Here is a 19,209-nt window from a genome sequence, read left to right as displayed (position 1 = left end):
ACAACTCGCGGAACAACTCCGGCGACCGCGAGGTCAAGAAATCGACCACCACCACCGCACCGCCATTGGCCAACGCGCACCACAGCTCCCACACCGAGAAATCGAAAGCGAAGGAATGGAACAGCGTCCACACGTCGGTCTCGTCGAAATCGAACAACAACTGCGTATTGGCGAACAACTCCAGCACATTGCCGTGCGCGACACCCACACCCTTCGGCACGCCGGTGGAACCGGACGTATAGATGACATACGCCAAATTCTCCGGCCGCAACGGCGCGACCCGATCCACGTCCGTAACCGGGTCGTCCGGGAGGTCCGCCAGCTCATCCAGCAGCACCACCGGCATCTCCACGGTGGACGGCGAGGCCGCAACGATAGTGTCGGGCAATGTTTCTCGCGTCGAGGCGGTCGTCAGCAGACACGCAGGCCCGGCGTCGGCGAGAATGAACTCCAGCCGCCGTTGCGGATAGGAGGTATCGATCGGCAGATACGCCGCACCGGCGACCAGCACAGCCAGCAGAGCGACCGGCAACTCCTCGGTGCGCGGCACCGCCACCGCCACCACCGATTCCGGGCCCACGCCCTGCGCGATCAGTGCGCGCGCGACCTTGTCGGCCCGCCGCCGCAATTCGCCGTACGACAGCACCGAACCTTCGAAGCGAATCGCGTCCGCGTCGGGTCTTCGACGCGCCTGCGCGGCAATCAGATCCACCAGCGTCACCGGCGGCACCCGCACGCCGCGCGAATTCCATTCGCGCAGCACCAGTTCCCGCTCACCGGGCGCCAGCACGTCGATATCGCCCACGACGGCACCGGCATCGGCGGCCACCGCGGCCAGCACCCGGCCGAACCGATCGGCGAAACCCCGCACGGTGCCCTGGTCGAACAGATCCGTCGCGTAGGTGAACGACGCCGCCAAGCCCCGAGGCGCACCGTGTTCGTCGAACTGTTCGGTCAGCGTCAACTGCAGGTCGAACTTCGCCAGCGGCACGGTCATATCCACGCCCGACACCGTCAAGCCCGGCAGGTCCAACCGCGCGGGCGCCAGGTTCTGGAAGGTCAGCATCACCTGGAACAGCGGATGCCGCGCGCGCGAACGCACCGGATCCGACACCTCCACCAGCCGCTCGAACGGCACATCCGCATGCCCGAACGCCGCCACATCCGTGCCGCGCACCGCGGCCAGCAGTTGGTCGAACCGCGCCCCCGGATCGACCTCGGTCCGCAACACCAGCGTATTGACGAACATGCCGATCACATCGTCCAACTCGGCGGCGCCACGCCCCGCGACCGCGGTGCCGACCGCGATATCGCGGGTCCCCGACAGCCGCGCCAACAGGACCGCCAGCGCGGCGTGCACGACCATGAACAGTGTCGAACCCTGGTCGTGCGCAAGCCGATTCAGGGCCGCGTGCGTTCCGGCATCGACCTCGAAATCCACCGCCGCCCCACGATGTGACGCGATCGCGGGCCGCGGTCGGTCGACCGGCAGTTCCAACTGCTCGGGCAGCCCCGCCAGCGACCGCCGCCAGAACTCGACCTGCCGTGCCAGCGTCGACCCCGGATCTGCCTCCTCCCCCAGCGACTCCCGCTGCCACAGCGCGTAATCGGCGTACTGCACCGCCAACGGCGCCCACCCGGGACGCCCGCCGCGCACCCGCTCGACATACGCGGTCATCAGATCTCGAGTCAGCGGCCCCAGCGAAAACCCGTCTCCGGCAATGTGGTGCATGACGCATATCAGTACGTAATCCCGCGCGATATCCGTGTCGTTGCCCACCGCATCGGATTCCGCGGAGGAGCGCCTGATCCGCAACAGCGCCAACCGAACAGGCGCCTGCTCGGTGACATCGAACCCCTCGGTCACCATCCGGGTCACCGCGTCGCCCACCTGGTCGGGATCCATGTCGACGACCGGAAGTTCCGGCACGGCACGCACATCGGCGACCGGCAGCACCGACTGATACCCCACGCCGTCGACCTCCGGGTAGACGGTGCGCAACACCTCGTGCCGCTCCACCAGATCCCGCACCGCGGCCCGCAGCGCGCCGACGTCCAACTGTCCGCTCAATCGCACCGCGACCGGAATGTTGTCGACCGCGCTCGACGGATCGAACCGGTTGAGGAACCACATCCGTTGCTGCGCATACGACATCGGCACTCGCTGCGGACGCTCCATGGGCCGCAACCGCCGCCCGGCCGCCGAGCCCGCCAGGCGCGCCACCCGCGCCGCCAGCCCGGCCACTGTCGGCGCCTCGAACAACAGCTGCACCGGCACCAGCGCATCCAGCGTCGAGCCGATGCGCGCCGCGGCCTGCGCGGCCAGCAGCGAATTGCCGCCCAGCTCGAAGAAGCCGTCATCGGCGCCCACCGACCCCGGCTCGGCATCCGGAACCAGCAGCGCCGCGAAGACTTCGGCGACGATCTCCTCCACCGGCGTCGACGGCGCCCGGAACTCGCGCGCCGCGAAGACCGGCTCGGGCAGCCCGGCCCGGTCGAGTTTGCCGATCGGCGTCAGCGGAATCTCGTCGAGCAGCACGATCGCCGCCGGAACCATGTAGGCGGGCAACGACTGCGCGACATGCCTCGTGAGTTCACCGGCATCGACCGAACTGCCAGGTCGCGGCAGCACGTACGCCACCAGCGCGGTAGCGCCGGACGGGAGCTCCTTGCCCAGGGTCGCCGCGTAATCGATATCGGGATGGCCGGTGAGCGCGTTGTCTATCTCGCCGAGCTCGATGCGCAGGCCGCGAATCTTGACCTGGAAGTCCGAGCGTCCCAGATACTCCAGATCTCCGCTGGATTCGTTGCGCCGCACCAGATCTCCCGTGCGATACAGCCGCGCGCCCGGCGTCCCGGTTTCCGCGCCGAACGGGCTCGCGACGAACCGTTCCGCCGTCAGCGCGGGCCGCCGCAGATATCCCTGCGCCAGCGCCGCACCCGACACGTACAGCTCGCCCACGACCCCCGCCGGTACCGGACGCAACCACGAATCCAATACGAACAGACCGACACCCGGGACAGCCGAACCGAGGGTGATCGCCCCGCCCGGCTCGATCGGCGCGCTGGTGGTGACCATGACCGTGGCTTCGGTGGGCCCGTAGGCATTGATGAACGAGCGCCCGTCGCCCCAGCGGGCCACCAGCTCCGGACCGAGCTTGTCGCCTCCCACCATCACGGCGCCCAGATCGTCGAGCCCGCGGGGATCCACCGATTCCAGCGCGCCCGGCGTGATCATCAGGTGCGTAATGCGTTCGCGCCGCAGCAGATTCGACAGCTCGGTTCCGGAGTACACCTGCGGCGGCGCGACCACCAGGGTGGCGCCCGCGTAGAAGGTCAGCAGCAGTTCCACCACGGAGAAGTCGAAGTTCGGCGAGCACACGTGCAGCACCCGGGAGTCCGGCGTCACCCCGAGCTGGTCGCGCTCCGCTCGCGCCAGGCCGCCCAGGCCCGCATGCGTGATCACGACGCCCTTCGGCAGCCCGGTCGACCCGGACGTGTAGATCACGTACGCCGGATGTTGCTCGGTGACCACGCGGAGCCGGTCGAGATAGGAGACCGGATGCGGCGAACGCGCCGCGATACGCGCGGCCTGCGCGGGCGCGTCGAGTTCGATCCACGGCAGGCCGCCCGCGAACGCCGGACGCTGCGCCGAGGTCGTAAGGCCCAGTACCGCAGCGGAATCGGTGAGCAGGTGCGCGACGCGCTCCGCCGGATAGGCCGGGTCCACCGGGAGGTAGGCCGCACCCGTCTTGGCGATCGCCCACACCGACAGCACCGACTCGACGGAGCGGGTCAGGCCGATGGCGACCACATCGCCCGCGCCGATCCCCCAGTCGATCAGCTCCCGGGCCAGCCGCGACGACGCTTCGTCCACTTCCCGATAGGTGAGTTCGCGGACCTCGACCGGACTTTCGGAGGCGAACCGAATCGCCACCGCGTCGGGCCGGGATTCGACTGCCGCCGTGAGCAACTGGTCGAACAGCGCGGCCGCCGACCTCCTGCGGCGACGAGTGCGTTCGTTCGGCCTGACCGTCATCGACTCGGACACTGCTCGACCTCACCCTTCCGGCGGGAATTCAAATCCTCTGAATCGCAACGGATCGATCCATTCCCATACCGGAATGTCACCGAACGATCGAAACGCTTCATCGGCAGGGAACGGCATCCGTTACAGGGGTCGATGAGAAGACTTGCGGTGCCCACTCGCACGGACCGATACGCCGGTCAATTGTGATGTGCGACAACCACGGGGGCAGTTGCATCACATCCCGACATCTTGCCTGCTCAGAAGGATGGTCGCCGCTAAAAACCGGGTGCACACACCATTTCACCGTTATCGGTGATTCGTCCACCCGTGATCTGTTCTGCCTGCGAGCAGAATGGCGGTCAGGGTCAAGACCCCAAATGATGGGGCAATTTCATGCCCGGCGCCCGATGACGCCGCGGCCAGAGTTCTTCGGCTGCCACACGCGCGCCGAAGGCATAAAGGCACGGCAGCGCGACGGCGACCGGTACCGCCACGAAACCGAAGCCCCACGCGACGGGCATCCAGGGCGCCCCGGCGATGGCGGCCGCACAACACAGCAGCCAGATGGTTCTGCGGGACCGGGCGGCCGACTCCAACGGCGACAGCCAGGGATAGGTGGCGAGCACGACCGCGACCGCCGGGAACAGGATCCACAGCACGGCGACGGGGCCGGACAGCACCGTCGTCACCGCGACCGCCGCCACGGTGCCCGCGATACAGACCAGCCAGTACCCCCGCAGCAGCACACCGGGGAACCGATTTCCACCCACCGTTCAGTCCGCCGGGTCCGGAGCGCGCACGGGCAGCACGGCGATCAGGCCCAGGCCCAGCACCAGAAGCAGTCCCACGATTCCCGCGCGGTCGGTCCCGAAGGCCCAGGCGAACAGGCCGAACATGACCGGAGCGAGGAACGACACCGCGCGGCCCGTGGTCGTGTAGAGGCCGAACAGCTGACCTTCGCGTCCGGGCGGCGCGAGACGGGCGAGGAAGCTGCGCGCCGCCGCCTGCGCGGGACCGACGAAGATGGTGAGCAGCAGGCCGAACACCCAGAACAGCGCGGGCCCAGAGACGATCAGCAGCGCCGCGCCGAAGACCAGCATCGCGGCCAGCGAGGTGACGATGACCGCCTTCGGGCCGACGGTGTCGTCGAAGCGCCCGGCGACGATCGCCCCCAGTGCCGCAACGACATTCGCCGCGATGCCGAACAGCAGCACATCGTCGTCGGAGATGCCGTAGACCCGCACCGCGAGCACCGCGCCGAAGGTGAACACCCCGGCGAGACCGTCCCGGAATATCGCGCTGGCCAGGAGAAATCCGACGATCCGGCGGTCGGCCGCCCATAGCTCGCGTAGATCACGCGACAGCACCCGGTAGGAGGCGAAGAATCCGGCCCGCGCGGCGCCCGGATCAGCATCGGTGCGCGGCAGTTCCGGCACGGCCAGCAGCACCGGCACAGCGAAGGCGGCGAACCACACTGCCGCCAGTACCGCGACCAGTCGGATATTCAGCCCGTCCGCGGTCGGCACCCCGAGCAGTCCGCGCGTGTCCCCGTCGCCCGCGATGAATCCCACATAGCAGATCAGCAGCAGCACGATGCCGCCGAAATACCCCATCGCCCAGCCGAATCCGGACACCCGCCCGATCGTCGCCGGCGTGGAAACCTGTCGCAGCATAGCGTTGTAGGGCACGCCCGCGAGTTCGAACACCGCCGAACCGAGCGCGAGCAGCAACAGACCCAGCCACAGCTCGCGGTGGTCGTCGTGCACGAAGAACATCCCGGCCGTCAGCAGCACCGTGATCGCGGTCAGCAGGCCCAGCGCGCGCTTGCGCCGCGCGGTGGCGTCGAACCACTGCCCGCTGATCGGCGCGGTCAGCGCGACCACCAGCCCGGACAGCCCCAGCGCCCAGCCCAGCCACGCGCTCGCCGAGATTCCGCCCGGCAGGTCGTCACCACCCACCGTGTCGGTCAGATACACCGAGAAGACGAAGGTGAGGATGACCGCCTGGAACGCCGCCGAACCCCAGTCCCACAACCCCCACGCCAGCACCTGCCGCCGCCCGGCGGCCTGCCCGATGGTGGCCCGCGCAGGAACTTCGGTCATGGGACGCAGCGTATGCGACGGCGGTGCCCGATGCCCGGCGTACCGACCGCGGATCCCGGCCCTCGCCGAGATTGCAGCAGGTACGCTCTCCGACTATGAACGCCCCCGCTGCGGCCCCGCGCTGGTCAGCGGGCTCCGACAAGGCAGGGACGCGGTAGCGCGTTCCGCGAAGTGCACAGAGGAGAGCGCTCGCCATGGCAGGCAAGCGGACGGTGCTGACGGTCCAGCTCAGGCGGCTGGCCGCACTGCTGCACGAGATGCGTGAACACGCCGGGGTGGGCAAGGACGTGGTCAGCGCCCGCACCGGCATCAACGTCACGACGCTGTACCGCATCGAGACGGCCCAGGCCCGCCCGCAGCGGCGCACCCTGATGGCCATGCTGGATCTGTACGGGGTCGAGGAGCCGCAGCGCGCGGATGCTCTGCAGTTGCTGCAGGAGGCGCAGAAGCCGGGTATGTCGCGGCCGTTCGAGGCGTCCGTGTCGGAGGTGTACGCCGCCTATATCAATTTCGAGGACGAGGCGCTCTCGGCGCGGCTGTTCCAGACGTCGTTCATCCCCGGGCTGCTACAGACCGAGCAGTACGCCGTGGCGGTGCTGGATACAGCCATGCCTAAGGTGGAGGCCGGGGTCATCGAGCAGCGCCTGCGCGCGCGGTTCGAGCGGGCGAAGGTGCTCACCAAGGAGGCGCCGCTGGAGCTGTGGGTGGTGCTCGACGAGGCGGCGATCCGGCGCGTGGTCGGTGGCCGCGAGGTGATGCGCGGGCAGCTGCTGCGGCTGGTCGAGGAGGCGGAGAAGCGCAACGTCATCCTGCAGGTGCTGCCGTTCGACGCGGGCGCGCATCCGGCGATGGTCGGCTCGTTCGTCCTGCTGGACTTCCCCGATCCGGCCGATCCGGAACTGGTGTACGTCGAGGGCATCGCGGGCGACGACATCGTGGAGGGCCACAACGAGATTCGCCGGTTCGGCGTGATGTTCGACCAACTGCGCGCGATGGCCCTGAGCCCCCGCGATTCGACGGCCCTGATGGCCAAGGTGGCCGACGAATTGAAATAGGGCCCCCTCCCCCTAATTTCGGGAGTATGGAAGCGTCCGCGTTCAGCTGCGGCTGGCGCGGCGGTAGCCGATGGTCGCGGGCACGGCGAACACCACGATCGCGCCCAGGGACCAGGCGACGGTCGCCAACAGCGGGCCGCGCACGGGACCGCCCAGCGACAGGCCGCGCATGGCGTCCACGGCGTAGGACATGGGCTGGTGCGCCACAATGGGTTTCGCCCAGGCCGGATACGCCGCCAGCGGCACGAATCCGGTGGAGAAGAACATCAGCAGCGAGGACCCCAGCGAGATCGCCTCCACCAGTGCCGGTTTCGCGGTGTAGACGGCGACCGCCGTCACCAGCGTGGCGAACCCCAACCCGTACAGCAGCGGCACCCCGATCAGCGCGACCGCGGCCGCCCAACCCTGGCGAAACCGGAGCCCGAGCAACACCCCCACCCCGAACAGCACCAGCGTACCCACCAGAATGCGAGCCCCCTCGGCGAGAATCCGCGCCAGCAACCCTGATGCGCGGTGCACCGGCAGCACCCAGAAGCGGGCCAGCAGACCGTCGTCGCGCTCGCGGCCCAGTGTTATGGCCCCGGCCAGCGATCCCGACATCACCGACACCAGCGTCACCATCGGTACCGAACCGTACAGCGCACTCGCCCCGGAAAACGCCGAAATCTGGCGTCCCAGAACGGTGTTGAGCATCACCAGCAGCAGCACCGGAAACACCAGCGACTGGGCCATGGTCAACGGGTCACGGCGCCAGCGAGTCAGCAGCCGCCGGGTCTGAATCATCGTCTGCGGCAACAGATACCGCCACGCCTCGGTGCCGACGGCGACCCCCGGCAGCTCGGCGGCCGCGCGCACCGTCCCTGCCTCGCGCGATCCCGCCGTCATCGCTGCCTCCGCACGGCCACCAGCACCGAGGCGCCACCGAATACGGCCAGTCCCAACGCTGCCCACCCCAGCCCCGGTCCCACGGTCGCCCAGCTCACCGCCCCCGCACGCCCGGATCTATCTCCGGCCAGCACCCGCATCACCCCGATGAACTGCGAAACCGGCTGATTGCGCGCGAAGCCCTGGATCCACCGCGGGAACTGGCTCGCCGGAGCGAACCCGGTGGACACCATGCCGAGAATCAGCTGGGGGAGCACCAGCGCCTGCGTCGTCGCCTCCGGGCTCTTCGACAGCGCCCCGAGCAGATCACCCATCAGGCCCAGCAGCAGCCCGAGGACGAAGGCGAACGCGAGGAAGCACGCGGTGTGCCATCCGCCCCCGTAGAACCGGAATCCGATCACGTGCCCGCAGACCAACGCCGCCGCCAGAGCGATCACGATCCGGTACCCGACCGCGACGGCCCGGGCGGCCAGCGGCGCCACGGATGGCATGGGCATGGTGGCGAAGCGGGCGTCCAGCCCGTCCCGGGCATCGGTCGCCGACCGGAACGCCGCGGCCGTCCCGCAGAAGGACACGGCCTGCATCACGATCATGGGCATCAGAAACTGCGCATAGCTGCCGAGCCCGTGTCCGGCGAAGCTCATCACCCGGTTCAGCGGCACATAGAACCCGACGGTGAAAACCACCGGCGACAGCAGCGCGGTCAGCACCTCCCCGTTCCGCAGCGAGGGCCGCACCAGGCGTAACGCCAGCACCCAGCACTGCCGCACCGCCGACCGCCGGGGCGCCGGCGGCGCACCGGGCCGCGCGAGCACATCGATCGCCATCCTGTACTCCCTCCCCGTGCGCCGGGTGCCTTCATCTCATCAGACATAACGTGCGAATTCCGGCAGCCGTTCGATGTCCTCGCTCCGGTCGGCGTGTTCGAGGGCTGTCAAGCCGGGTCACCGGTATTCGATCGATCCGAGCGCGTCGTCCGTGCACCCGCGCCGTCCGGGGCCACTATGCTGGCCGCCGTGCTCGAACCCCAGCCTCCCGTCGCGCCCCATCCCGATATCGCCCACCTCGCCCCACTGCTGGGCACCTGGCGCGGCTCCGGCCACGGCGAGTATCCGACCATCGAGTCGTTCGACTACCAGGAGGAAGTCACCTTCGGCCACGTCGGCCGTCCGTTCCTCACCTACCGGCAGCGCACCCGGCACGCGGACGACGGCCGCTCGCTGCACGCGGAGACGGGCTATCTGCGCTGCGCCGGGCCGGATCGCATCGAGCTGATCCTCGCCCACCCGACCGGGATCACCGAGATCTGCGAGGGCAGCCTCGACCTCGCCGACGGCGGCCTGACCATGGAATTGGATTCCACCCATATCGGCCTCACCGCCACGGCGAAACGTGTCACCGCGCTGGGCCGCTCGCTCCGGTTGTCCGGCGACACCATCGATTACACGCTGCGCATGGCCGCCGCCGGGCAGCCGAAGCAGCATCATCTGGCCGCCAGTCTGCGCCGGGCCGAATAACAAAAAGGTCACCGACACACCCGTGACCTGCGGCACGAATTCCCGGATGTGTGCTATTGGGCACCAGGGGTTGTCTCGGAGATTGCTGGCGTTCTACGGTTTTTCGAGTCGGCTAACAGTCGGCGACCGATAGTTCGAGCCCATTGGATCTCGCTCGCCCCACAAGGGAGAAGAACCATGAAGCGTTCGACGCTCACCCTCATAACCGCAGGGATGCTCCTAGCCGGAACCGGTGCCGTGGAATTGCTCGGCGACGCCTCGGTCGGAGCCGAATCCCCCGTCGGGAACGCCGCCCCGACGGTCACGAGCGAAATGGAGATGCACTCGCCATAAACACCGACGAACACATTCGAATGCGACCAGACGACCGGATGCCTCACTCCCCCAGGCTTCCGGTCGTCGTATTTTCCGCCGATCCCCGGTGATTCACGCGGTCCCCGGCGGCAGCGCCGTCAGCATATCCCTGGTAACCGCGACCGCGTTATCGGAACTTCCGCCCTTCACCAGCAGCGTCGCGAACGCCATATCGCCGCGGTAGCCGATGAACCACGAATGCGAGCCGCCCTCCACCTCCGACTCCCCGGTCTTGCCGTACACCTCGCCCTGGTCGGCGATCCGCTCGGCGGTCCCCCCGGTCACCACCATTCGCATCATCGTCCGCAATCCCTGCACCACCACCGGGGGCAGGGGCGGGCGTTCCCCGACTACCTTCGTCTCGTACCCGGCGATCAGGTACGGGGTCGGCACCGACCCGCGCGCGACGGTGGCGGCCGCGAGCGCCATCGCGAACGGGCTCGTCACCACCGTGCCCTGCCCGATGCCGTTCTCGGTGCGCTGCACCTTGTCCGAGGCGGGCGGCACCGATCCCGACACCGTGGGCAGACCGACCACGCTGTAATCCGGCCCGATGCCGAACCGGGTCGCGGCATCGGTCAGCGCACCGGCGGGCAACTCGCTGGCGATCTTCGCGAACGCGGTATTGCAGGAGCGCTGGTAGGCGGTGGCCATCGGCACGTCGCCGATGGTGAACAGCTCGTAGTTGGGGATGGTCCGCTCCCCGATCACGATCCGGCTCGGACACGGCACCACGGTGTCGGGAGTCGCGACGCCCTCGGCCATCGCCGCGGCCGCGGTCACCGTCTTGAAGGTGGAGCCCGGCGGGTACAGCCCGGAGGTGGCGACGGGGCCGTCGGTGTCGGCCGCCTTGTTCTGGGCCACCGCCAGCACCGCGCCGGTGGACGGCTGCAGGACCACCATCATGGTCTGGTCGGGGCGCACGTCGACCGCCCGCTGCGCGGCGTTCTGCACGTTGCGGTCGACGCTCAGCGAGAACGACGGCGCCGGCTGCGGCGCCACCTCGTGCAGCACGTCGACGTCGACGCCGTCGGCGTTGACCGTGACGACGCTCCACCCGGCCTTGCCGTCCACCTCGTCGATGACGGTCTTGCGGACCTGCGCCATCAGGTCGGGGGCGAAATGGCGGTCGGCGGGGACCAGGTCCGCGTGCTTGCCGGTGGTCACGCCGGGGAGCCCGAGCAGTTGGGGGCCGACCCGGTCGAACTCCGGATCGGTCAGGGCCGCAACGGTATACGCGCCGGAGGTCTTGCGCGCCGCGGCGAGGATGGCGTCGGCGGTCAGGTCCTCGTCGAACTGTCTCAGGGCCGCGGCCAGTGCGTCGGCCACATAACCGGGATCGGGGGCCGCGCGCGCCGTGAACGAGATCGGGTGCACCGTACCGGGAATCAGCACGTCCGCGCCGGAGCGCTCGTTCACCCGGGCGCGCGGCGCGGGGGTGGCTCGCAGTTCCATGGTCTGGGTATCGCCGAGCTTGGGGTGAATATCCGACGCGGTCCAGCGCACCTGCCAGCGGCCACCGCTGCGCCCCATCTGCAACTGGCCGGTGTAGGTCCAGACGCGCTCCCTCGGCAGCCGCCACTCGTAGGTGTAGTCGACGGTGGCGGTGTCGCCGGTGACCCGGGCATCGCCCGCGTGCGCGCTCAATTGCTCGGCTTGCAGCTTGTCCCACGCCGAAGCCAGTGCGGCGCTTGCCTTTCCGGGTTGGTTGGTGAGCCGCGCGGCGGCTTCCACATCGTGACGGGCGACCGCCGCCAGGAAATCGTCGGCCGCGGGCGCCGGGCCTTGGGACTCGGCCGCGCACCCGCCGGATGCCAGCGCGAGTGCCGCGGACACGACCAGCACGGCGATCGGACTCCGGGAGGAGACCTTCGCCATCCGCCCGGGAATACGACCAACACAACGTCTTTCGGATATCGACATCGAGAGGATGGTATCCAGCCAACTATTCGCATCCACCTGCGACACACGTGCTGACCCCGGCCAAAAACACGCCGGGGAAGACGAGGGAGCACACCGGGGAAGACGAAAGAGCACACCAGGGAAGACGAAAGAGCACACCAGGGAAGACGAAAGAGCACACCAGGATGACGGAGGAGCTCACCAGGGATGATGAGGGAGCACGCCGGGCCTTCCCTCCACGCTGGCATTTTCTGCGCGACCGCCCCTGTCATTTCCGGCGTGCTTTTGGCCGGAATCAATCCACCAGAACCGTGGCGAACGTGGCGACCTGGTCGAATCCGACCTTCTTGTAGGCCCGGCGGGCCGCCTCGTTGTAGCAGTTGACGTACAGGCTCGCGGTGCGCCCCGAGGCCACCACGGCGTTCGCCACGGTGGCCGTCCCCGCGGTGCCCACCCCGCGTCCGCGACAGCTCGGGTGCACCCACACACCCTGAATCTGCCCGGTGCGCCGCGACACCGCGCCCACCTCGGCCTTGTACACGACCTCGCCGTCCTCGAAGCGGGCCCACGCGCGACCGGCCTGGATCAAGCTCGACACGCGCCGCCGATAGCTGCGCCCGCCGTCGCCGAGGCGCGGATCCACGCCGATCTCCTCGGTGAACATCGCGACCGCGGCGACCAGGTATCGGTCCAGCTCATCGGCCCGCACTCGGCGCACCCGGGGATCGGGCACCGCGTAGGCGGGACCGTCGAGCGCGAGCAGCGGCTGGTCGGCGCGCAGATCCCGGGCCGGGCCCCAGCGCTGCGACAGCATCTCCCACAGCGGCAGCGCCAACTCCTGGCGGCCGACCACCGACGAGCACACCCGCGGCCAGCGCACCGCCCGATCGGCGAAGGCGCGCAGGTCGTCCGGCCCGCCGCGCAGCGGCACCAGGTTCGCGCCGGAAAAGCACAGCGACGTCATCGGGCCGCCGCGGCTCCACAGCTCCGCTTGCCCGCCCCGGCCCTCGAGGCCGTACTCCTGCAGACGCGCGGCGACCATGCAGCTGGCCACCGGGTCGGTGTCCAGGATTTGCAGCACCTGCGCCAGATCGCGATTCGCGAGCTGGCGAGCGCCGGAATTTCTCGTCCGGCGGGTCGGCTCCAGCACACTCCGCACGACTCACAGCCTGCCACGAACCGTACGAATACGCCGCTGTTTGGGTGCCGGGAGCGAGCCACCACACACGACGACGCCCCGTGTCACGAACGCATCCCGATTACCGGTTACCCGACGGTGACGACCGGTTCGCCCGCACCGGCGTCGCCCATCTCCTCGGCGATGCGCATCGCCTCCTCGATCAGGGTCTCCACGATCTGGTGCTCGGGCACGGTCTTGATGACCTCGCCTTTGACGAAGATCTGGCCCTTGCCGTTCCCCGAGGCCACGCCGAGATCGGCCTCGCGCGCCTCGCCCGGCCCGTTCACCACGCACCCCATCACGGCGACCCGCAGCGGGATCTCCATGCCCTCCAGGCCGGCGGTGACCTCGTCGGCCAGGGTGTACACGTCGACCTGCGCGCGGCCGCACGACGGGCACGACACGATCTCGAGCTTGCGCGGGCGCAGGTTCAGCGACTGCAGGATCTGGTTGCCGACCTTCACCTCTTCGACGGGCGGGGCCGACAGCGAGACGCGGATCGTATCGCCGATGCCCTGCGACAGCAGCGCGCCGAACGCGGTGGCGGATTTGATGGTGCCCTGGAACGCCGGACCGGCCTCGGTGACGCCCAGGTGCAGCGGGTAGTCGCACTGCGCGGCCAACTGGCGGTAGGCCTCCACCATGATCACCGGGTCGTTGTGCTTGACCGAGATCTTGATATCGCCGAAGCCGTGCTCCTCGAACAGGCTCGCCTCCCACAGCGCCGACTCCACCAGCGCCTCCGGCGTCGCTTTGCCGTACTTCTCCAACATCCGCTTGTCGAGCGAGCCCGCGTTGACACCGATGCGGATCGGGATGCCCGCCGCCCCGGCCGCCTTCGCGACCTCGCCGACGCGGCCGTCGAATTCCTTGATATTGCCCGGGTTGACCCGCACCGCGGCGCAGCCGGCGTCGATCGCGGCGAAGATGTAGCGCGGCTGGAAGTGGATATCGGCGATGACCGGGATGGGAGACTTCTTCGCGATGGCCGCCAGCGCGTCGGCGTCCTCCTGGCGCGGGCACGCCACCCGCACGATGTCGCAGCCCGACGCGGTCAGCTCCGCGATCTGCTGCAGCGTGGAATTCACGTCGTGGGTTCTGGTGGTCGTCATCGACTGCACCGACACCGGGAAGTCACTGCCGACCCCGACCTTGCCCACCTGGAGTTGGCGAGTCTTGCGCCGGGGTGCGAGGACGGCCGCGGGCCCCGACGGCATCCCCAATGCGATGGCACTACTCACGTTCGGTTGCCTACTTTCGTGCTTTCGTGTGTGCTCCACCCGTTCGGACCCGAGTCTAGTGGTGTTGCCGTACCAGACGCTGTGAGAGCGCCGACAACGTATCGGATCAGGGGTCGGCCACGACACCGGGGATTCGTCGCGACACGAACGATGGTGCTGTGGAACAGGTTTCGCGAGGTTCGGCCGGGCGTGTCGGCCCAGCTGAGAACGGGCGGCCCGGTGTGTGACGCATTACACATTCGTGTGTCGGAACCGAAGGCGGTCTCGCCGCGTCGGAACAGTGACGGACCGATTTCCGGAGGTGGCATGTCCAACAGCGAGCAGGAAGCGGATCGCGCCCGCAACGCCGAGCTGCGCGACCAGGTCGACTCGATGCTCGTGACCTTCGAGCAGGAGCGCCGCGAACTGTCCGAGGTGCAGGCCCGGCTGGCGGCCACCACGGGCGAGGCCTGGTCGTCGGACAATCTGGTCCGGGTCGTCAGCAACGTCTCCGGCATCCCGATCGAGGTGCACCTGACGCCGGAATCGTTCAAGCGCTCCACCCCGGAGCGGCTGGGCCGGTCCGTCGCCGAGGCCGCACAGGCCGCCGCCCGAGCCGCCGCCGATCGATCCGAACAGGCGACCGCGCACCTCCAGGCCGCCGCCGACCGACTGCCCGACCTGCCCGATATCGTCCCCGGCGCACCCAGCATCAAGGACGTGATGCGATCGCTGGTGCCGGAGCCCGCCGAGGCGCCGCCCCCACCCCCGATTGACGACGAGGAAGAGGACGACTACTACCGCAGCCGCTCCTACCTCGACGACCGGCGTTGATCCGGGGAGCGCGATGCGACTGTCGATGGCGGTCGAACTGCCCAGCGACCCGAAGTCCGCAGTCGCATTGCAGGACCGCCTGCGCGGACTGGTCGACCCGACCGATCCGCAACCGCCCGACTTCCGGACCGTGGCCGGTCTCGACTCGGCCTACGACGGGGGCGGGAATGTCGTTTCGGCCGTGGTGGTCCTGGACGCGTCGACCCTCGAGCCCATCGACACCGCCACCGCCCGAGGCACGACGTTGAACTTCCCCTACGTCCCCGGCCTGCTCGCCCTCCGCGAACTCCCCACCACCCTCGCCGCCCTCGAAAAGCTCCGCACCACACCGGAGCTCCTGATGTGCGACGGCCAGGGTCTCGCGCATCCGCGCCGCTTCGGCCTGGCGTGCCACATCGGTGTGCTCACCGGACTGCCGACCATCGGCGTCGCCAAGAACCTCCTGGGCGAATCCGAACAGCCTGCCTCCGAACGCGGCTCGACCACCGACATCACCCTCGACGGAGCCGTAGTCGGCCGCGCCCTGCGAACCCGGCCCGATGTGAAACCGGTCTACGTATCCGTCGGCCACAGAGTAAGTCTCGACACCGCCTGCACCACGGTTCTCGCCCTCACCCCCGAATACCGTCAGCCCGAAACCACCCGGCAAGCCGACCACCTCTGCCGAAAACTGCTGCGCGGCAACGGTTGATCACCGGGTCGGACCGCCGGGTTTGCGGGCGACGCCCGCGTATCCGACCATCTGCTTGTCCATCGAGCGCGGGGGGACGATTCCGTCCGGGTGCCAACGGTGTGGCGTCTCTATTCCGGGATCGATCAGGTCCAACCCATCGAAGAACCGGGTGAACTCCCCACGATCTCGGAGTCGGAACGTGATGCCGCTGTCGCGGTAGATCTGGACGGCGCGGTCGGCGATATCAGGTGTGAATTCGCCGGTGATATGTGTCATCACCAGGTAAGAGCCGGGCGCGAGCGCGTTCATCAAGGTGTTGACGATGTCGTAGGGATGTTCGTCGTCATCGATGAAATGCATCAGCGCGATCAGGCTCAGCGCCACCGGACGTTCGAGATCCAAGATCTCACGCAATATCGGAGCGTCGAGAATCGTCTCCGGGTCGCGGACGTCGGCGGGGATGAATCCGGTGCGTCCTTCCGGGGTGCCGACGAGCAGTGCCCTGGCGTGAGTGAGCACGATCGGGTCGTTGTCGACGTAGACGACCCTCGCGTCGGGCGCGATCTGCTGCACGGTCTGATGGAGATTCGGCTCGGTCGGAATGCCGGTGCCGATATCGAGGAACTGACGAATGCCCGCCTGCGCGACGAAACGCGCAGCGCGAATCATGAAGTCCCGGTTGGTTCGCGCTGCCCGCCGCACCGACGGAAGCAGCCGTTCGATCTTCTCCACAGCCTCACGGTCGGCGTCGTAGTTATCCTTGCCGCCGAGCATGTAGTCGTACATCCGGGCCGGTTGGGCCTGGTGCAACCCCAAATCCGGCCCGCTTCTGTTGTTTTCGTCGGCCATAGCGTGTTCCCTCACGAGCGGAGTCGGCGATACTGCGGATCAACGGCGATACACGGGCACCCTCCGGTAGCCGTGCGAGATGAAGCTGGGAACGGCGCCCAACTCCCCCGGCCGACTCGCCAGTCGCATCTCCGGATAGCGCGCGAACACCGCGGGCAGTGCGACCATGGCTTCCAGACGTGCCAGCGGCGCACCCAGGCAGTGGTGGACGCCGTGACCGAACGACAGATGCTCCTTACCCGCACGGCCCACGTCGAAAGCGGCGGCACTGTCTCCATGCCGCTTCGGATCCCGGCCCGCCGCCGAGTACGAGGCAAGAATCGCCTGGCCTCGCGCGATGCGCACATCGCCCGCCTCGAGATCGTCGACGGCATAACGCAACGGCAGATATCCCACCGGCGACTCACAGCGCAGCGTCTCCTCCACGACCTGCGCCCAGGACGCTCGCCCGTCGAGAACCTGCGCCTTCTGATCGGGGTGCTCGAGCAGGGCCACGATGGCGTTGCCGATGAGGTTGACCGTGGTCTCGTGGCCCGCGCCGATCACCAGCATCACCGTCTCGATGAGTTCTCGATCGTCGAGGCGTGAGCCGCCCTCGTCGTCCGATGCGGCGATGAGGGCGCTGGTCATGTCGGCGCCGGGCTCGCGCCGCTTGCGCGCCACGAGTTCGCCGACGATCCGGCCGATCTCGGCGTAGGCCGCCGCCGACGCATCCGGGGCGAGGGTGGTGTCGAAACCGCTGTCGACGCACGCACTCAACGCCGGACGCAGCTCATCAGGGATACCCATCAGCTCGCAGACGACCCGCATCGGCAGCACGTAACAAAATCGTTCCCGCAGATCGACCACCTCTCCCTCCGGTACCCGATCGACGGCGTCGAGCAAGTGGGCGGCCACCTCCTGGATGTAGGGACGCAGGGCGTTCGTGCGGCGGGCGGTGAACGCGGGCGCGACCAGCCGTCGCAGCCTGCGGTGATCGGAGCCGTATGCGGTGAGCATGTTGTTGGCGGCCACCCACGGCTTCAGCGGCCAATGACGCGGGACCTCGCCATCGCGGAAAGCAGGCCAATGGCGACGGGCATCCTTGGAAACCCGGGGGTCCGCGAGCAGGGCCTCGAGGACGGCGGCATCGGTCACCGCCCAGGCACGCACCCCACCGGGCAGCTCCACCAACGTCGCCGGGCCGCGCGAACGAAGACGCTCGACCTCGCCGTGGAGATCGGCAGCGGTCGGGTCGAGGACGACGGGCTCGATATCCAACGGCTCCCCCTCCGGCGATATCCGGTCGACTCGTTCGGATCAGCCACCAACCCTATACCGCCCACATATCTTGCCGCGCTGCATGTTACGAATGATGTGGAAATCCCGCTCACGGGAAGAGTTTGATGGGGTTCACGATGTCGGCGGCGAGGGTGAGAATCATGTACGCGCCGCCGATCACGACCACCACGTAGGTGGCGGGGAGGAGCTTCATGTAGTCGACCGGGGCGCCCGGAGGTAGGCCCTTGCGCCCGCGCAGCACGTTGCGCAGCTTCTCGTACAGCACCACCGCGATATGACCGCCGTCCAGGGGCAGCAGCGGCAGGATGTTGAAGGCGCCGAGGAAGAAATTCAGGCTGGCCAGCACCAGGATGAACACGCCCCACAGGCCGCGCTCGGCCGTCTCGCCGCCGATCTTGCTCGCGCCGTAGACGCTGACCGGGGTGTCCGCGCTGCGCTCACCGCCGGTGACGGCGGTCCACAGGTCGGCCACCTTGCTGGGCATCTGCGCCAGCGAGGCGAAGGTCTTGCCGAACATGTCGCCGGTGAAAGACAGCGAGGCGGGGATGGCGGTGAAGAAGCCGTACTGCTGCGGGTCGTAGTAGTCCTGTCCGACGCCGACCTTGTTCACCATCACCGGAGTGGTGACGCGATCCTTGGTGCCGGGCTGCAGCGGGTAGGTGACCGTCGGCTGCGGCGTCACCGGGATATCGAGGCGCTCACCGTCGCGCTCGACGGTGTAGAGCACGGTGCCGGTCTGCTGTTCGGTGGCCTTCTGCAGCTCCGACCAGCTGTCGACGGGGACGCCGTTGATCGCCACCACATTGTCGCCGCGCTTCAGCCCGGCCGCCAGCGCGGGCCCGGCCGGGCTGGCGGCCGTACACGGTTGCGCGGTGCCGTCGGGGTTCTGCGCCTGCACGCAGCTGGTCGGGTTGATCTGCGTCTCCGGCGGAACGTCGAGCCGCGGCAGCCCCCAGCCCACCGCCAGCAGCACGATCAGCAGGAAGCCGAGCAAGAAGTTCATCGCGATGCCGCCGGACATCACCAGCAGCCGCTTCCAGGTCGCCTGCCGGTACATGGCCCGGTCCAGGTCCTCCGGCTCCATCTCGTCCAGCGCGGTCATGCCCGCGATATCGCAGAAGCCGCCGAGCGGCAGCGCCTTGAGCCCGTACTCGGTTTCACCGCGGCGGAAGGAGAACACCTTCGGCCCGAAGCCGACGAAGAAGCGGCGCACCTTCATGCCCGTGGCCTGCGCGGTCCACATGTGGCCGCATTCGTGCAGGGCCACCGAAACCGTGATGCCGAGCGCGAACAGCACGAACCCGATCGCGAACCCCATGCCGTGTCG

Annotated in this window: 15 protein-coding genes; 4 read left to right on the top strand and 11 right to left on the bottom strand. The window is 68.6% G+C overall.

The genetic code is table 11. The features are described 5' to 3' along the window. The 3 genes from ACYVLQ_RS17690 to ACYVLQ_RS17680 all read right to left on the bottom strand — a co-directional run. A partial coding sequence (locus ACYVLQ_RS17690) for an amino acid adenylation domain-containing protein (protein WP_460698564.1) occupies nt 1-4,039 on the bottom strand: 4,039 nt, incomplete at its 3' end. A 356-nt stretch (nt 4,040-4,395) separates the two neighbouring features. Continuing rightward, complete coding sequence (locus tag ACYVLQ_RS17685; RefSeq protein ID WP_460698563.1) at nt 4,396-4,800, bottom strand: hypothetical protein; 405 nt, start codon at nt 4,798-4,800, stop codon at nt 4,396-4,398. A 3-nt stretch (nt 4,801-4,803) separates the two neighbouring features. Next, nucleotides 4,804-6,186: an MFS transporter gene (locus ACYVLQ_RS17680; RefSeq protein WP_460698584.1), complete on the bottom strand. Its 1,383-nt coding sequence runs from the start codon at nt 6,184-6,186 to the stop codon at nt 4,804-4,806. 140 nt (nt 6,187-6,326) lie between these two features. Here ACYVLQ_RS17680 and ACYVLQ_RS17675 point away from each other — a divergent pair, with 140 nt between their 5' ends. Continuing rightward, entirely contained in the window at nt 6,327-7,187 is an 861-nt protein-coding gene (locus ACYVLQ_RS17675; RefSeq protein ID WP_460698562.1) for a helix-turn-helix domain-containing protein, read from the top strand. 42 nt (nt 7,188-7,229) lie between these two features. On the opposite strand, the gene ACYVLQ_RS17670 is transcribed toward ACYVLQ_RS17675, so the two are convergent. Beyond that, nucleotides 7,230-8,072 carry an ABC transporter permease gene (locus tag ACYVLQ_RS17670; protein ID WP_460698561.1) on the bottom strand — a complete coding sequence of 281 codons (843 nt, stop codon included), beginning with the start codon at nt 8,070-8,072 and terminating at the stop codon, nt 7,230-7,232. Continuing rightward, nucleotides 8,069-8,899 (bottom strand): ABC transporter permease, encoded by an 831-nt coding sequence (locus tag ACYVLQ_RS17665; RefSeq protein ID WP_460698560.1) that lies wholly within the window; start codon nt 8,897-8,899, stop codon nt 8,069-8,071. The genes ACYVLQ_RS17670 and ACYVLQ_RS17665 overlap by 4 nt, the downstream gene beginning before the upstream one ends. A gap of 177 nt (nt 8,900-9,076) precedes the next feature. Here ACYVLQ_RS17665 and ACYVLQ_RS17660 point away from each other — a divergent pair, with 177 nt between their 5' ends. Next, nucleotides 9,077-9,589: a peroxynitrite isomerase gene (locus tag ACYVLQ_RS17660; RefSeq protein ID WP_460698559.1), complete on the top strand. Its 513-nt coding sequence runs from the start codon at nt 9,077-9,079 to the stop codon at nt 9,587-9,589. Nucleotides 9,590-10,015: 426 nt separating this feature from the next. Here ACYVLQ_RS17660 and ACYVLQ_RS17655 read toward each other — a convergent pair whose 3' ends face one another. The 3 genes from ACYVLQ_RS17655 to ispG all read right to left on the bottom strand — a co-directional run bounded on the left by ACYVLQ_RS17655 (nt 10,016) and on the right by ispG (nt 14,242). Further along, complete coding sequence (locus tag ACYVLQ_RS17655; RefSeq protein WP_460698558.1) at nt 10,016-11,821, bottom strand: penicillin-binding transpeptidase domain-containing protein; 1,806 nt, start codon at nt 11,819-11,821, stop codon at nt 10,016-10,018. Between the two features lie 319 nt (nt 11,822-12,140). Then, on the bottom strand, nt 12,141-13,004 hold the full coding sequence (locus ACYVLQ_RS17650; protein ID WP_460698557.1) for a GNAT family N-acetyltransferase: 864 nt from the start codon (nt 13,002-13,004) through the stop codon (nt 12,141-12,143). 107 nt (nt 13,005-13,111) lie between these two features. Next, nucleotides 13,112-14,242 carry a flavodoxin-dependent (E)-4-hydroxy-3-methylbut-2-enyl-diphosphate synthase gene (gene ispG, locus ACYVLQ_RS17645; RefSeq protein WP_373864015.1) on the bottom strand — a complete coding sequence of 377 codons (1,131 nt, stop codon included), beginning with the start codon at nt 14,240-14,242 and terminating at the stop codon, nt 13,112-13,114. Between the two features lie 330 nt (nt 14,243-14,572). Between ispG and ACYVLQ_RS17640 the strand changes: the two genes are divergently transcribed. Together ACYVLQ_RS17640 and ACYVLQ_RS17635 are read left to right on the top strand one after the other, a co-directional pair. Beyond that, nucleotides 14,573-15,079 (top strand): YbaB/EbfC family nucleoid-associated protein, encoded by a 507-nt coding sequence (locus ACYVLQ_RS17640; protein WP_460698556.1) that lies wholly within the window; start codon nt 14,573-14,575, stop codon nt 15,077-15,079. 13 nt (nt 15,080-15,092) lie between these two features. Continuing rightward, the gene (locus ACYVLQ_RS17635) at nt 15,093-15,770 is read left to right on the top strand and encodes an endonuclease V (protein ID WP_460698555.1); all 678 of its coding nucleotides are present in this window, start codon (nt 15,093-15,095) and stop codon (nt 15,768-15,770) included. On the opposite strand, the gene ACYVLQ_RS17630 is transcribed toward ACYVLQ_RS17635, so the two are convergent. From ACYVLQ_RS17630 to ACYVLQ_RS17620, 3 genes are all read right to left on the bottom strand, one after another. Then, on the bottom strand, nt 15,771-16,601 hold the full coding sequence (locus ACYVLQ_RS17630) for an SAM-dependent methyltransferase (RefSeq protein WP_460698554.1): 831 nt from the start codon (nt 16,599-16,601) through the stop codon (nt 15,771-15,773). A 39-nt stretch (nt 16,602-16,640) separates the two neighbouring features. After that, nucleotides 16,641-17,861, bottom strand: coding sequence for a cytochrome P450 family protein (locus ACYVLQ_RS17625; protein ID WP_460698553.1), 1,221 nt, complete (start codon nt 17,859-17,861; stop codon nt 16,641-16,643). Between the two features lie 109 nt (nt 17,862-17,970). After that, nucleotides 17,971-19,200: a M50 family metallopeptidase gene (locus tag ACYVLQ_RS17620; RefSeq protein ID WP_460698552.1), complete on the bottom strand. Its 1,230-nt coding sequence runs from the start codon at nt 19,198-19,200 to the stop codon at nt 17,971-17,973. Between the last annotated feature and the right edge of the window lie 9 nt (nt 19,201-19,209).

Source organism: Nocardia thraciensis (assembly GCF_054782435.1).
This window is presented reverse-complemented; position numbering and strand designations above follow the sequence as displayed.

Coding starts and splice junctions, on each gene's coding strand:
- ACYVLQ_RS17670 (WP_460698561.1), bottom strand. CDS start 8,072: ATGACGGCGGGATCGCGCGAGGCAGGGACGGTGCGCGCGGCCGCCGAG.
- ACYVLQ_RS17635 (WP_460698555.1), top strand. CDS start 15,093: ATGCGACTGTCGATGGCGGTCGAACTGCCCAGCGACCCGAAGTCCGCA.
- ispG (WP_373864015.1), bottom strand. CDS start 14,242: ATGCCGTCGGGGCCCGCGGCCGTCCTCGCACCCCGGCGCAAGACTCGC.
- ACYVLQ_RS17640 (WP_460698556.1), top strand. CDS start 14,573: ATGTCCAACAGCGAGCAGGAAGCGGATCGCGCCCGCAACGCCGAGCTG.
- ACYVLQ_RS17665 (WP_460698560.1), bottom strand. CDS start 8,899: ATGGCGATCGATGTGCTCGCGCGGCCCGGTGCGCCGCCGGCGCCCCGG.
- ACYVLQ_RS17630 (WP_460698554.1), bottom strand. CDS start 16,601: ATGGCCGACGAAAACAACAGAAGCGGGCCGGATTTGGGGTTGCACCAG.
- ACYVLQ_RS17620 (WP_460698552.1), bottom strand. CDS start 19,200: ATGGGGTTCGCGATCGGGTTCGTGCTGTTCGCGCTCGGCATCACGGTT.
- ACYVLQ_RS17660 (WP_460698559.1), top strand. CDS start 9,077: ATGCTGGCCGCCGTGCTCGAACCCCAGCCTCCCGTCGCGCCCCATCCC.
- ACYVLQ_RS17655 (WP_460698558.1), bottom strand. CDS start 11,821: ATGGCGAAGGTCTCCTCCCGGAGTCCGATCGCCGTGCTGGTCGTGTCC.
- ACYVLQ_RS17675 (WP_460698562.1), top strand. CDS start 6,327: ATGGCAGGCAAGCGGACGGTGCTGACGGTCCAGCTCAGGCGGCTGGCC.